The following is a 14,791-nucleotide window of genomic DNA, read 5'->3' on the forward strand; positions in this document are numbered from 1 at the left end:
TATCTGCTCATGTAAGTGTCAGCTTTTTATTTACGTATTGTGTTATAAGAATTTTTTCAGTTCTTTCATAAACATTTCTTCTGTTTCCACCAGCTTCTTTGCCAGGGATTTTGACTCCTGAGACGCCTGCGGATACTGATTCAGATACTCACTGACCGACTGGATTCCCATATTACAGCCGTCCATCATAATCTTCGCAATCTGATGACTGTTATCCTTCATCAGCAGTTTCATTTCCGTTGTAATCCACGCAAAAGCACTGGCCAGTTTGTCCGGCCCCTGCTCTTCTTTCTGGAATTTTTGCAGTTGTTCCGTGATCTCTTCCTTTAATTTCTCATGTTTTTTCTGATATTGATCCAGAAGCTTTTTCAATGCTTCCTTTTCTGCATATTTTTCCACCTGTGCAATGCTGTCCGTTGCCATTTTGCAACCGGCATCACATTCTTTCAGCAGTTTGATGGTATCTTCACTCATCACCGATCCCCACTTTCTACTATTTTCTCCAATCTGATACGATCCAGTATTTCCCGTGGGGAGAAAATTATACCTTTTATTTATAATTTTTAATATGCCCTACCTGTTTTGTTTCAGGGCCCGGATCAGATCCACATCTGACTGTTTGACTCTGATATTTGCAGTTCTCTCTTTTCCCTGCGGAGTCTTCACCGTCACTTCGATGATGGTATCTGCTGTGATTCCATCCTGTTCTACTGCCCGGATAAAAGGCAGCAGTTTCGGGTGATTTTCATTTACGGTTTTCCATGCTGCCTGTACTTTCATCATATTTTTCAGATTCATTGTTTCCATCCTCCTTAAATCCATCTTGCATTTTATCATCTCAACTTTACTTTGTCATTATTCTCTTCCGACATTTCTTATATTTTTCTTTCCCCATCTTTTTTCCATGTCTTCCATTTACCACTTACCGCCTTCTTCTCTTTTCATCTTTCATTCTCCTCTTGACATATATCGATAATCTACATATAATAGTACCATCAATATATATAGATCATCGATATAAGGAGGTTTTATTATGGCTATCGAAAAAAGTCTGTTATCCGGAAGCACTGCCATGCTTCTCTTAAAATTGCTTTCCGAAAAAGATATGTATGGATATGAAATGATCGATACACTCCGCCAACGTTCGGAAAATGTCTTTGAATTAAAGGCCGGGACTCTTTATCCCCTGCTTCATAATCTGGAAAGCAAGCAGTTTCTGGTCAGTTATGAAAAAGAATCCAGCGGTAAGATCCGCAAATATTATCAGATCACTTCCACCGGCAAGAAAGCACTGAAAGAAAAGCAGAACGAATGGAACACCTATTCTCAGGCCGTTCTCCATGTTTTAAATGCCTGTTAGTTTCGTTTTCAAGGAGGGTTTGTCATGAACACAGAAGAATATCTTACAACTTTGACGCAGCAGATCCGCTGCAAAGCCGCCCGCGATTCTGTCTCTGAGGAAATCCGTCAGCATATTGAAGATCAGATCGAAGCCTATCTTTCCTGTGGTACTTCCCCGGAAGAAGCGGAGAAACTGGCCATTGCAGACATGGGGGATCCGATTGAAACCGGAGCCGCCCTGGATCAGATCCACCGTCCCAAAATGGCCTGGCCCCTTTTGCTCGGTCTTGTTGTATTCAGCCTGATCGGTCTGTTGGTCCAGCAGTATCTTTCTGTCCGCTTTCCGGAAAACTTCAGTCCTCTGATTCCTTCAAGAATCGCAGGCTCCCTGCTGTTTCTCCTCTTTGCTATGGGCATCTGTTTTCTGGACTATACACGGATCGCAGCCAGAGCCCGCTTTCTTTATCTTGGACTTTGTCTGATTTTATTGCTGCTTCCACACACCTCGCTGACCCTCATGTTCAACGGAGCGCGAACCTATCTGGCTCTGGGTGGATTTGTCATGAATCTGGTACTTCTTGCCGTATTATTTGCCCCGTTATACGGCTCGATCGTGTACCGTTATCACAACCAGTCCTATCAGGGCATCCTGAAATGCGTCCTATGGATGGTTCCTGCAGTTTTCGTCATCCTGCGCATGCCTTCCAGCATGTACGCGTTCCTGTTTTTATGCACTTGCTTTGCCACCTTGATCTTTGCCGTGATGCAGAACTGGTTTCAGGTGAAAAAAAGCAGAGCTTTCCTGCTCCTTGGCACACTGTTTTCTCTGCTGCCGCTGTCCGTTGTCTTTCTGTATTTCACCGTTTTTGCTTCCTATCAGAAAGAACGGCTCCTGTTTTATCTGTCGCCTTATCCGGGAAATGTATTCTCCTACCGGCTTCAGATGATCCATCAGCTCCTCAGCGGCAAGACTTCCGCCCTGACAGCAGCCGCATCCGGTGGAGAACCGGCTCTGACCTTCCAGAGTTACCATCTGACTTATTTATGCGCCAGCATGGGCGTATTTGCGCTGATTCTTCTGATCTGCGGACTGTGCTGCCTGATCCTGAACTGTTTTAGGATCACTCTGAAACAACAGAACCGCCTAGGACAACTGGTTGGATTCTCATCCGCCTTTATTCTGGCACTCCAGATTCTGTTATACCTGGCTGTCAACCTGGGCCTTGGAAATGTATCCTTAATCTTTGAATCCATTTACTGTCCGTTTTTCAGTCCCGGCTACTCCGGTGCACTGTCTTCCGGAATTCTGTTCGGGATCCTGCTTAGTATCTGTCGATTCCAGAATATTACGAGAGAACCTCATTTCAACGCCTCCTGAGAATTTCTCTTCAAAATCAGACAAATCCGCATGCGATTTTTCTTCCATCTTTCGGGCTTTGTGCTATAATGGACAAAGCTAGATATTTAGATTTAATTTAAGGAGGAATTCTCAATGGAGATTACGAAAGACATTCAATATGTCGGCGTGAATGACCATCAGATAGATCTGTTTGAAGGTCAGTACGTTGTTGAAAATGGTATGGCTTATAATTCTTATATGATCATGGATGAAAAGATTGCCGTCTGCGATACCGTAGATGCACATTTTACAGAGAAATGGCTTGGAAATATAAACGCTGTTCTGGATGGGAAAAAACCGGACTATCTAATCGTTCATCATATGGAGCCGGATCATTCCGCAAGTATTGATGCTTTTATAAAGACTTTCCCAGAGACTAAGATTGTTTCCAGCGCGAAAGCATTTGTCATGATGAAACAATTCTTCGGAATCGACTATCCGGACAATCAGTTGGTCGTCAAAGAAGGGGATACCCTTTCTCTTGGTACACACGAACTGACTTTCGTGACCGCACCGATGGTTCACTGGCCGGAAGTTATCGTTTCCTATGATTCCAAAGATAAAGTCCTGTTTTCCGCAGACGCATTCGGTAAATTTGGAGCACTGGATGTAGAGGAAGACTGGGCTTGTGAGGCTCGTCGTTATTACATCGGTATCGTTGGAAAATACGGTGTACAGGTTCAGACTCTTCTGAAGAAAGCTGCCAACCTGGATATCCAGATCATCTGTCCACTCCATGGACCGGTTTTGACCGAAAATCTTGGTTATTACCTGGACCTTTACAATATCTGGTCTTCCTATGGTGTAGAATCCGAAGGTGTTGTGATCGCTTATGCTTCCATTTATGGACATACCAAACAGGCCGCTGAAGAACTGGCTGCACTGCTTGAGAAGAAAGGATGCCCGGAAGTTACCATAACCGATCTTGCAAGAGACGACATGGCAGAGGCTGTGGAAGATGCATTCCGCTACGGCAAACTGGTGCTGGCAGCCCCGACCTACAACGGAGATGTCTTCCCATTTATGAAGGAATTCATCAACCACCTGACCGAACGTAATTTCCAGAACCGTACCATCGGCCTGATCGAAAATGGTACCTGGGCTCCTACTGCCGCAAGAGTCATGACAAAAATGCTGGAAGGCTGTAAGAATTTAACATTCACAGACACTACCGTTAAGATCCTGTCCTCCTTGAATGATGACAGCAGAAAAGCCCTGGAAACCCTGGCTGACGAATTGATTTAAGAAGCTAAAAAAGATTCACTGAACCTTTTTGTCGTATGCTTGGCAATAAGACAAATAGAATCCCCGGAATGATTCAGCATATTCATTCCGGGGATTCTTTTTTTGAGTGGTTCTCATAATTCACAATATGTATGGAAATTTTTCCACCTTTGCGAGACGCTTGATCATAGACAATGCTCTTTCATGCTGATTTTCCTGGAACAGGGACATGAAGTTGCTAAAATCGTTTCTTCAACAAACTACCTCTTCACGAAATACTCTTCATACCATACCAGGAAGGTATAGATCGTCCATACTTTTCTCCAGTTATCGGAGTTTCCTCCCACATAATCGTCAAAAATCGCATGGATGGCATCTACGTCAAAGAATTTTGCTGCCATCTCACTGCGGAATTTCTCTCTCACATCCTGATTATATCGGTCATCTGCCATCCAGATACGAATCGGCACGATGAATCCCAGTTTCTTACGGAATGCAATTTCCTCCGGAAGAACCTTTGCAGCAGCAGTACGGAATGCCACTTTGTTCTGCTCTTCGTTGACTTTATATTTGGAAGGCATTCTGGATGCAATATCGAAGATTCGCTTGTCGGTCAGCGGCATACGGATCTCCAGACCTGCCGCCTCGCTCATCTTGTCCACATTCAGATAAATATCTCCTTCCAGCCAGATCTGGATGTCTACATCTGACATTTTTGTCAGCGGATCCAGTCCTTCGGTCTCTTCATAGATTGGCTTTGCCAGATCAATCGGCAACACATCCGGATCATAATGCTTCAGGATCTTCTGCTTCTCATCCTCTTTCATAATATTCGTGTTGCCCACATAGAACGTCTTCAGATTCTCTCCATAACGTTCCGCATTGCGGTACATGTTATATCCGCCGAAGAATTCATCGGATCCTTCTCCGGAATAACAGATCTTCGTATGCTTTGCAGTCTCCCGGCATGCAATGGCAAATGCAATGGCAGATGCATCACCCAGCGGCTGCTCCATGTTGTACATAACATAGGGTACGATATCAAAATACTGTTCCGGTGTGATCAGGCAGCGGGAATTGCCTCTTTTCAGCAGATCTGCCGTCTGTTTTGCCAGACCGGATTCATCAAATCTCGGTTCCTCATATCCGCAGGAATCGGTCATCTGCACGTCAGACATTGCTACCACATAGGAAGAATCCACGCCACCGGACAGGAAGGCTTCCGCCGTCTCATCTGCCGCTTTCACTTCCGGCATAATGTCTTTTAATGTGGTATGGATTTCATCCGCCCAATCTTCCAGAGACTTGCTCTCATCCGGATGAAATTCCGGTTTCCAGTACCGCTCGATCCGGTAGCTTCCATTCTTCCAGATCAGATAACGTCCCGGCATCAGCTTTTTCACACCCTTGAAAAAGGTATTCTCTCCTGCCACATAGGTCAGAGACAGGTAAAGCTGCAACATTTCCTCATTTAACTCTTTCTTAAATCCAGGCTGTTCCATGATTCCGCGAATGGTCGTTCCATAAAGCAGCGCTCCGTCTTCCGTCTCATAATAATAAAACGGCTTCGTTCCAAACGGATCTCTTAAGCAGAAAAGGGTCTGTTCTTCCTCATCCCACAGCGCAAATGCATACATTCCATGCATATGGTCTCCCATTTCACATCCCCATGTCTCATAGGCTTTTTTCAAAATTTCAGGTTCTCTTTCCTCTCTGGAAAGTGTCGGATCAATCTTTAATTTTACACACAGCGCTTCCCAATTTCGGATATGTCCTCTGTATTCTTTTACTGTAATCATCTTATGTCCTCTCTTATACCAAATCATATTTTTCAGAACTTCTTTATTATAGCGCAACTTGGCTTTCTTTCACATCATTTTCTATAAAAATCCTAAATTTGACCCATTTATTTTCCCAAAATTTGCTCCAAAAACCTTCCTTTTGATCTTACCAATCGTCATACATTGATTGACTTTCTCCCGCTGTCCCCGTACAATAAACTTAACAATATAAACTAAACCGGTGCATCCGGAACATCTCACCGGGACTTAAGCAAAGGAGGAACCCTATGAAATATCAAATTCTTGGAGATACCCTTCCAGTCGTTGTCTGCGAGTTGGAAAACGGAGAAAAAATGATCACAGAAGGCGGCGGCATGTCCTGGATGTCTCCGAATATGAAAATGGAAACTACCACGAACGGCGGTATCGGGAAGGCATTCGGCCGTATGTTTTCCGGGGAAAAAATATTTCAGAATATTTATACCGCTCAGGGCAACGGTATGATCGCCTTTGCATCCTCCTTTCCCGGATCCATCAAAGCCTTCGACATCGCTCCGGGACAGGAAATGATCTTCCAAAAAAGTGCATTTCTTGCCGGAGAGTCCGGAGTCGAAATGTCCGTCTTCTTCAATAAGAAATTAGGAGCCGGTCTGTTTGGCGGAGAGGGATTTATTATGCAGCGTATCAGCGGCTATGGAACCGTCTTTGCAGAATTCGACGGCCATGTGGTAGAATACGAACTCCAGCCCGGACAGCAAATCGTTGTAGACACCGGTCATCTGGCAGCCATGACTGCCACCTGTTCCATAGACATTCAGGCCGTTCCCGGGGTAAAAAATATGCTCTTTGGCGGTGAAGGCGTCTTCAATACCATCATCTCCGGACCGGGACATGTATGGCTCCAGACTATGCCAATCAGCAATGTTGCAGGGGTGTTAAAACCATACTTCCCATCGAACTCATAATGACAGAATAACTCTGTCCCCGTGTTGTCAAAAACCAGATCCTGAGAATTGTATACTCTTCAGGATCTGGTTTTTATGCTTTCCCTTATTTCATCCATCCGTAAAAGATTTGCAACGGGAAACATTCCCCCCCTGCTCCGGGTTTATGTCAAATGCGATTTTTTAATGGTTATTTCTGATTTCTTTATCGTTATAGGGCAAAAATTTGAATACGACGTCCTTCTCCCACCGAAAAAGATTATAGCTCTTCCCGTTGCAATCTTTAAATGAAATACTCAATCGTCTTTTCTTCTGTCAGCACTGTCTCTTTATTGGTCAAAAGCACTGCTTCTCTGCCCTCTTTCGGGCCCAACGCGTATAGTTCCAGTTCTTCCCGGTTAAAATAATGTTCCGGGATGATCCGATTATACTTCATCGGCTGATCCAGGATAAGCTCTATGCCTTCTTCCTCATACAGTTCGTCTTCATAATAAGGATCAAAGACAAAGATCTTCCCATCTTCTGCACCGGTAAACGTCACGTAATGCCATTCATCCAAAAACAGGCGAACCACAACAGCTCCGCCTCGCCTTAAGATATCATTGATCCTGCTTCCACTTCCAACATATACCTGATCACCTGACAGATAGCTGCTTCCGACAGACAGTCTTCCGACCTTTCCGAATTCATTTAACCAGTTGGACAAAAACATCATCGCCATCCGGGAGGTTCCGCTCTTGCAAGGAATTCCTTCCGCACTGTAACAGTCCAAACAATAAAGCATAATATTTCTTATGATTTCCGGCGGGATCTCTTCCCGTTCAAACAAATAACTGACTGCATTTAACATGGAAGTCGGTCCGCAGTCACATTCTGATATCTGATAATGTAATGGATTTTTCATATTTTTCCTCTTATCCGCAAAAATTTCTGGTGGAATTATATCACATTTATCCTCCGGAGTATAGCAAAAACAGGGAGATATTGATTGTGCTTTTTCACTTCCTGTATTACAATGGTTAAAGAATGTCAAAAGGGGGATTTTTCCTATATGAAAAATTATAATTTCTTCAAAAGCCTGCCGTTCAAGCTGATCGTAGGTGTAGTCGTCGGTATCATCGTCGGTCTGATTTTAAATTCCACGGATGGTGCACCGCTTACTTCCGCGATCCTGAACATCGTCGTCACACTGAAATATGTGCTGGGACAAGTCATCAATTTCTGTATCCCGCTGATCATCATCGGATTCATTGCACCATCCATCACCAAGATGGGCAACAATGCGTCCCGTCTGCTTTTACTTGCAGTCGCCATCGCCTATACTTCATCCGTTGGTGCCGCATTATTTTCCACGGCTGCCGGATATGCGCTGATTCCACATCTTTCTATCGCATCCAGCGTGGAAGGATTAAAGGAACTGCCAGAAGCTGTTTTCCAGCTTTCCATCCCGCAGATCATGCCCGTTATGAGTGCTCTGGTCTTCTCCATCATGGTTGGACTGGCTGCTGCCTGGACCGGTGCTAAAATTATCACACAGGTACTGGATGAATTTCAGGCCATTGTACTGGATATCGTTTCCCGGATCCTGATTCCATTACTTCCGTTTTTCATCGGACTGACCTTCTGTGGTCTGGCTTACGAAGGTTCCATCACCAAACAGCTTCCGGTCTTTATCCAGGTGATTCTCATCGTAATGGTCGGACATTATATCTGGATGGCACTGCTCTATACCATCGCAGGTGTTTATTCCGGTGAAAATCCGTTGGAAGTCATAAAACATTACGGTCCGGCTTACCTGACTGCTGTCGGTACCATGTCTTCCGCCGCCACACTGGCCGTTGCACTCCAGTGTGCACGTAAAGCAAAACCACTGCGTAAAGATATGGTAAGCTTCGGAATTCCGCTGTTTGCAAATATCCACCTCTGCGGATCTGTGCTGACCGAAGTATTTTTCTGTATGACCATTTCCAAAATTCTCTACGGAAGTCTTCCGTCCATCGGAACCATGATTCTGTTCTGTGTACTGCTTGGTGTCTTTGCCATCGGAGCTCCCGGTGTACCGGGTGGAACTGTGATGGCTTCTCTTGGTCTGATCACCGGTGTGCTCTTATTTGACGATGCCGGAACTGCGCTGATGTTGACTATCTTCGCTTTACAGGACAGCTTCGGAACTGCCTGCAACGTAACCGGAGACGGGGCGCTGACTCTGATTCTGACCGGATATGCCAGGAAGCACAACATTGCAGAAAATTCAGAAACCCCGTCTTCTCCGCTATAAACCTGCAACCCTAAGTTTTTCCGGCTAAAAAGGAATGCTGAGCAACTTACGAAAGAGGCCCGACGGCCTCTTTCTTTTACTTGTCCAACAACACGCCAAAAACTAAGAAAGGACGTTTCACCTTATGAAAACTTTACGCCCCGATTATTATGAAACCTTTCACTGCATTGCGGATGCCTGTCCCATCACCTGCTGCCAGGAATGGAAGATCTACGTAGATCCGGACACGGAATCTCTCTGGAATACGCTTTCCGTCCCCGGTGATTTACCGGACAAAAAAGCATCTCTGACCGACTATCTCACAACCAGAGAACAGCAACGAGTGATCGCTCTGAATCCGGACCACCGTTGTCCGTTTCTTGCCGAAAACAAGTTGTGCCATCTGGTTCTGGCTCACGGAGATTCTGTTCTCTCCGAGACATGCACGATATTTCCAAGGGAATCTCATACCTTTTCTTCCCATATGGAGCAGTCGCTGATGCCCTGCTGCCCTGCAGTCATTGATCTGTTCCAGGAAAAAGAAACACTCACTTTTCCGATACTCCCGGAAATTTCTGATCATTCGGAAGTTCTACTTTTTCAGATTCGTCAGGAAATGATCCGGGCATTTACAACAGAGAGCTCAAACTCCGATTCTGATTCTTCTATTTCTTGCGAAGAGATCCTCCTGGAGTTGTTTTATATTTTACGGGAACTGAGCCGGCAGGAGCATCCAGGCCCGGAGATGATCCGGGAGTATTTTTCTTCCGCCAACCGTTCCGCACTTCACCGGGCAATCTCTGAGATTGAGCTGCCCCTTACAGACACGCTGGATGAAGCTTCCGAACTGCTGCAGGATCTGTCGGTAAATTATGAAAAAGAGGGACTGTATCAGGAATTTTTATCTCCGATTCTGCTCTGCGCACAAACGGTATTCCCGGAACTTTCCGAAGAAGAACTGCATGCTCACTGGAAGGACTTTCAAAAGGGCCTGTCCCCTTTTCAGACTTTATTCCGGAATTTCCTTGCCAACGAGCTTTATTCTGATCTGGTATTACCGGATTATTCCATAAAAGAAATGCTTCTGAAATTACAATGGATCGCCATGGAGTACACAGCGATCCGTCAAAGTCTGTTTTTCAGTTGGCTTGGGCACCCATCCCTTTCTTATGAGCGCGTCCGGCAGACGATTGTGATTCTGACCCGGATGACCGGCTACGAAGACGAAGATATTTTCTCCTATCTGGAGAACAGCTTCGAATCTCCCTTCTGGGACTGGGGGTATTTTGCCCTGATCGTGGGAAAAGCGTAAGAACTTATTCTTCCACCGGATGAAGATTTTTCATGGAAATATCCAGAATCGGTGCAGAGTGGGTCAGCGCTCCACTGGAAATATAATCCACGCCCACTTCTGTCACTTGCCTGATATTTTCTCTGGTCACATTTCCAGAACACTCCGTTTCTGCTCTTCCGTTGATGATACGGATGGCTTCTTTCATTTCCTCCGGTGACATATTATCCAGCATGATAATATCTGCTCCTGCATCTGCTGCCTCTTTTACCATCTCCAGATTCTCCACCTCAATCTCAATTTTCCGTACAAACGGCGCATATTCTTTTGCGGCAAGAATGGCTTCTTTGACACCGCCCGCAGCTCCGATATGATTATCCTTTAAAAGCACACCGTCTGACAGATTGTAGCGGTGGTTGAATCCGCCACCTGCCCGAACCGCATATTTTTCAAAGATTCGCATGTTCGGTGTGGTCTTTCTGGTATCCAACAGTTTCGTCTTGCTTCCTTTTAACAATTCTGCGACAGAATGGGTATACGTCGCAATTCCGCTCATTCTCTGCAAATAGTTTAAGGCAACTCTTTCGCCGGACAGAAGCACCCGGATATCACCCGTTACTTTTCCCAAAAGCTGTCCCTTTTTGACCGCTTCGCCATCCTTGCAGTAAAGAGTGGTCTCGGTCTTTTCATCCAGAAGTTCAAAGACTCTGGCATATACATCCAGACCGGCAATGATTCCGTCTTCTTTACAGATCAGCTCTACTTCCCCCTTTACATATTCCTTCATCACCGCATTGGTGCTGACATCTTCACTGGAAATATCTTCTTTTAAGGCTTCCATGATCAAATGGTCCGCCTGCAATTTCATTGTAATCGTGTTCATTTGTTTTCCTCTCTGTTTCGTTTTCCCCTGTGTCTTCCATTTCTTTCCTGACTCTGCATATTTCTGTTTTCTTTTGCAGCTTCAGATAGCAGCACTCTTCTCCACTTACGCTACATGCTTTTTTACATTCTCTTTTGCTGTCTGCGTTTCCGTTTCTGTGATTCCATCCGGATTTGCAGTCTTTCTTCGATCCTGAGCGTCTGTCTCCTGATCCATGTTTTGATTCATGGTTTCTCCGGTAATCTTCCGTGCCGCTCTTTTTGCAAACACAAGACTCTCCAATAAAGAATTGCTGGCAAGACGGTTGGCTCCATGGACTCCGTTACAGCTTGTCTCGCCTACCGCATATAAATGTCCCATAGAAGTGTGGCTGTCAGAATCCACCCAGACACCGCCCATAAAATAATGCTGTGCCGGAACCACCGGAATCGGCTCTTTGGTTACGTCATATCCTTCTTCCAGACAATGCTGATAAATGTTCGGGAAATGTTTCAGAATCGTTTCTTTGTCAATATTCTCCATAGACAGCCAGACATGATCCGATCCTTCTTTTTCCATTTCTTCCCGAATTGCTTTCGTCACCACGTCTCTCGGCAGCAATTCATTGACAAACCGTTCTTTCTTCGCATTCAGTAGAATTGCTCCCTCTCCACGTACCGATTCGGAAATCAGGAATCTCCGGCCCGGTTTCTTCGAGTACAATGTGGTCGGATGGATCTGTACGTAATCCAGATGTTCCAGACGAATTCCGTGTTTTTCGGAAATATCCAGGGCATCTCCCGTCAGATGCGAAAAATTCGTAGAATGCTGATATCTTCCGCCGATACCGCCACTTGCCCAGATCGTATCTTTTACATAAATTTTCAGCATTTCTCCGCTTTTTGTTTCTGCCAGGATTCCGCAGCACGCTCCATCCTCGATCAGGATATCTTTCATGGTTGTATACTCATAAATCGTTACATTTTCCAACTGCTTTACCTGTGCCAGAAGCTTGCTGGTGATCTCTTTCCCCGTGATATCTTCATGGAACAGGATTCTCGGTCTGGAATGTGCGCCCTCTCTGGTAAATGCATACACATCTTCCAGATTATTTCCTTTCCGATCCCTTTCCTCTGTTTTCTGGAAATCCACTCCATATCCGATCAGATCTGAAATGATCTCTCTGGAACCACGGATCATCAGGTCTACGGATTCCTTCCGATTTTCATAATGTCCGGCTTTCATCGTATCCTCAAAATAATTGTCATAATCTTCTGCATCATGCAGCATGCAGATTCCGCCCTGTGCCAGGAAGGAATCACTGCTCTCCAGGTCTGATTTGGTAATCATAATGATCTTCTGTTTTCGTGGAAGATTCAGGGCGCTGAACAGTCCGCCCACTCCCGTTCCGACAATTACAACATCCGCCCTTAATTCTGCTTTTTCCATTTTTGCGCTCCCATCTTGCCTTGCACTTATATCTTGGCTTACACTTTTGTCTTTTCTTGCACCTTGATTCTGTCTTGTGCTTTTCCCTTACTCTTTTTCTCGTCCTTTACCAGCTCTGACATTCGGCTTTCCGCCTGCTCACTTCTCCAGTCCTGGAATTTCACTTCTTACTTCGACAGTTCCAGCATCCGCTCCAGTGGCTTCCTGGATTCTTGCCGAACCACCTCGTCCACAAAGATTTCATTTTCCCCGGTCTGAAGAACATGCAGAACTTTTTCCAGGGTTACTTTCTTCATATTCCGACAGACAGGTAATGTCTCTGTAAAATAAAACTTCTTGTCAGGATAGCGTTTCTCCAATTCATACAACACGCCGCTCTCGGTACAGATGATCATCTCTTTCGCATCGGTGATTCCTGCCTGTTTGATAATTCCGGTAGTACTTCCTATGTAATCGGACATCGCAAGCACTGCCGGCGGACATTCCGGATGAGACAGGACTTCTGCCTCCGGATGGGCTGCCTTCGCTTCTTTGATCTCTTCCACTTCCATATATTCATGGACAATACAGAATCCTTCATTATAGATAAAATGTTTCTCCGGCACCTGCTCTGCAATGTAATGGGCCAGGTTGCGATCCGGAATAAAGAAAATGTTTTTGTTCGGCAGGGCTTTTACGATCTGTACTGCATTTGCAGATGTCACACAGACATCACTGTGCCGTTTCAGCTCTGCGGTAGAGTTGATGTAACAGACAACTGCCAGGTCGTCATATTCTTCCCGGACTTTCTGGATCTTTTCTGCTGCTGCCATATGTGCCATCGGACAGTCTGCCTCCATATCCGGCATCAGCACATGCTTTTCCGGATTCAGAATCTTTGCACTCTCTCCCATAAAGGACACACCACAGAAAATAATCGTCTGTTCTTTCAGATCAACTGCTACTTTACTCAGATAGAAAGAATCTCCCACATAATCTGCAATCGCCTGCACCTCCGGACGGACATAATAGTGCGCCAGAATCACTGCGTTCTTTTCTTCTTTTAATTTTAAAATTTCTTCCTGTATTGCCATACTTTCACCTCATCATCTTCTCTTCACAAACCTTATTCACGGATTTCATCCTTCACACTCCAAAAATCCTCTTACAAATTTACATGTTGCTCATTATAGCACTATTATTTGCAGATGACAAGACACCTGTTATTGCTGTTGTATATTTCTTGTAAACATTCTGGAATACCAACGTCTGAAAACCCCTTCCTGTAAATGCAACGGTGAAATAAAACCTGCCATAACAAGAGAAAGGCCCCTTCCCGGAAAGACGGCAGAAATTCCGAAAAGGAGCCTCATGGCATTTATGATGGTTTATTTTAAACAATAGGGATACGAGATTTATTTTTCTTATTTGATAAATCCTACATGTTTGCAGATTTCTTTCACTGCTTTTTCTTTTCTTTCATTAAAGATGACTTTGTTTTCTTCGAACAGGTTTCTTCCTTCTGTATCGATGGATACGATCAGCGGTCCGAATTCTTTCACACGGCAGTGCCACAATGTTTCCGGCATTCCCAGATCTCTCCACTGTGCGTCCACGATCTCCTCGACTTCTGTGGCTGCAACGACTGCATTTCCGGCAGGAAATACGCAGTGGATTGCTTTATAATTCTTGCAGGCATACTCCGTATTCGGACCCATTCCACCTTTTCCGATGATGACTTTTACACCGGTCTGCTCTACAAATTCTTTCTCGAATTTCTCCATACGCATGCTGGTAGTCGGTCCGACAGATACCATTTCAAACTTATCATTTTCCAGTGGTCGGATGATCGGCCCTGCATGGAAGATTGCAGCATCTCTTACATCGACCGGAAGTTCTCTTCCGGCTTCTACCAGACGTCTGTGTGCTACGTCACGGCAGGTTGTCATACTTCCGTTCAGATATACAATGTCTCCGATGTGAATGTCTTTCAGATCTTCTGCTGAGATCGGTGTTGTTAAAATTTTCTTTCCATCTTTCATTTCTACCATCCGAAATTTTGTCCAACAGAACTTAGGCGGAGCCTTTCTCTACGCTTCCCTTCTGAGAAATATGCCGGAGCTGATCGGCCTTCCCATCGTCCCACCCATCGAACAGGAAATCGGTTTGATCTGGAAAAAAGGCAAATATGTTGATGAAAACCATGATCCTCCCGCAAAAGGTTGCAACGGGAACCGCTTACGCTTGCCTTCGCCCCATGGAGA

At 45.0% G+C, this 14,791-nt stretch carries 14 protein-coding genes; 6 read left to right on the plus strand and 8 right to left on the minus strand.

Annotation, left to right across the window (positions count from 1 at the left end; all coding sequences use genetic code 11):
* Window positions 1-42 precede the first annotated feature (42 nt).
* Together KGMB01110_RS03960 and KGMB01110_RS03965 are read right to left on the minus strand one after the other, a co-directional pair.
* Window positions 43-474, minus strand: coding sequence for a hypothetical protein (locus KGMB01110_RS03960; protein ID WP_117888936.1), 432 nt, complete (start codon window positions 472-474; stop codon window positions 43-45).
* Window positions 475-573: 99 nt separating this feature from the next.
* Window positions 574-798, minus strand: a complete 225-nt coding sequence (locus tag KGMB01110_RS03965) for a hypothetical protein (RefSeq protein WP_119297626.1) — start codon at window positions 796-798, stop codon at window positions 574-576.
* Between the two features lie 235 nt (window positions 799-1,033).
* Between KGMB01110_RS03965 and KGMB01110_RS03970 the strand changes: the two genes are divergently transcribed.
* From KGMB01110_RS03970 to KGMB01110_RS03980, 3 genes are all read left to right on the plus strand, one after another.
* A complete protein-coding gene (locus tag KGMB01110_RS03970; RefSeq protein WP_119297627.1) occupies window positions 1,034-1,360 on the plus strand; it encodes a PadR family transcriptional regulator in 327 nt (108 codons plus the stop codon).
* A gap of 24 nt (window positions 1,361-1,384) precedes the next feature.
* Entirely contained in the window at window positions 1,385-2,719 is a 1,335-nt protein-coding gene (locus KGMB01110_RS03975; RefSeq protein WP_119297628.1) for a permease prefix domain 1-containing protein, read from the plus strand.
* A gap of 114 nt (window positions 2,720-2,833) precedes the next feature.
* Entirely contained in the window at window positions 2,834-3,985 is a 1,152-nt protein-coding gene (locus KGMB01110_RS03980) for an FprA family A-type flavoprotein (protein WP_119297629.1), read from the plus strand.
* Window positions 3,986-4,224: 239 nt separating this feature from the next.
* On the opposite strand, the gene asnB is transcribed toward KGMB01110_RS03980, so the two are convergent.
* Window positions 4,225-5,763, minus strand: a complete 1,539-nt coding sequence (gene asnB / locus KGMB01110_RS03985; RefSeq protein WP_119297630.1) for an asparagine synthase (glutamine-hydrolyzing) — start codon at window positions 5,761-5,763, stop codon at window positions 4,225-4,227.
* Window positions 5,764-6,032: 269 nt separating this feature from the next.
* Between asnB and KGMB01110_RS03990 the strand changes: the two genes are divergently transcribed.
* Window positions 6,033-6,710, plus strand: coding sequence for a TIGR00266 family protein (locus KGMB01110_RS03990; RefSeq protein ID WP_117602778.1), 678 nt, complete (start codon window positions 6,033-6,035; stop codon window positions 6,708-6,710).
* Window positions 6,711-6,972: 262 nt separating this feature from the next.
* Here KGMB01110_RS03990 and KGMB01110_RS04000 read toward each other — a convergent pair whose 3' ends face one another.
* Window positions 6,973-7,593: a peptidase C39 gene (locus KGMB01110_RS04000; RefSeq protein WP_119297632.1), complete on the minus strand. Its 621-nt coding sequence runs from the start codon at window positions 7,591-7,593 to the stop codon at window positions 6,973-6,975.
* A gap of 147 nt (window positions 7,594-7,740) precedes the next feature.
* Here KGMB01110_RS04000 and KGMB01110_RS04005 point away from each other — a divergent pair, with 147 nt between their 5' ends.
* Together KGMB01110_RS04005 and fliB are read left to right on the plus strand one after the other, a co-directional pair.
* Window positions 7,741-8,967 (plus strand): dicarboxylate/amino acid:cation symporter, encoded by a 1,227-nt coding sequence (locus KGMB01110_RS04005; RefSeq protein WP_117602853.1) that lies wholly within the window; start codon window positions 7,741-7,743, stop codon window positions 8,965-8,967.
* 124 nt (window positions 8,968-9,091) lie between these two features.
* Window positions 9,092-10,258, plus strand: coding sequence for a flagellin lysine-N-methylase (gene fliB, locus KGMB01110_RS04010; protein ID WP_117602776.1), 1,167 nt, complete (start codon window positions 9,092-9,094; stop codon window positions 10,256-10,258).
* A 4-nt stretch (window positions 10,259-10,262) separates the two neighbouring features.
* Here fliB and nadC read toward each other — a convergent pair whose 3' ends face one another.
* The 4 genes from nadC to ttdB all read right to left on the minus strand — a co-directional run bounded on the left by nadC (window position 10,263) and on the right by ttdB (window position 14,578).
* The gene (nadC, locus tag KGMB01110_RS04015; protein WP_117888942.1) at window positions 10,263-11,120 is read right to left on the minus strand and encodes a carboxylating nicotinate-nucleotide diphosphorylase; all 858 of its coding nucleotides are present in this window, start codon (window positions 11,118-11,120) and stop codon (window positions 10,263-10,265) included.
* A gap of 105 nt (window positions 11,121-11,225) precedes the next feature.
* Window positions 11,226-12,548, minus strand: a complete 1,323-nt coding sequence (locus tag KGMB01110_RS04020; protein ID WP_119297633.1) for an L-aspartate oxidase — start codon at window positions 12,546-12,548, stop codon at window positions 11,226-11,228.
* A gap of 167 nt (window positions 12,549-12,715) precedes the next feature.
* On the minus strand, window positions 12,716-13,621 hold the full coding sequence (gene nadA, locus KGMB01110_RS04025; RefSeq protein ID WP_119297634.1) for a quinolinate synthase NadA: 906 nt from the start codon (window positions 13,619-13,621) through the stop codon (window positions 12,716-12,718).
* Window positions 13,622-13,951: 330 nt separating this feature from the next.
* Window positions 13,952-14,578 (minus strand): L(+)-tartrate dehydratase subunit beta, encoded by a 627-nt coding sequence (gene ttdB, locus KGMB01110_RS04030; protein ID WP_117888944.1) that lies wholly within the window; start codon window positions 14,576-14,578, stop codon window positions 13,952-13,954.
* Window positions 14,579-14,791 lie beyond the last annotated feature (213 nt).

It is taken from the genome of Mediterraneibacter butyricigenes, assembly GCF_003574295.1.
GTDB lineage: Bacteria > Bacillota > Clostridia > Lachnospirales > Lachnospiraceae > Mediterraneibacter_A > Mediterraneibacter_A butyricigenes.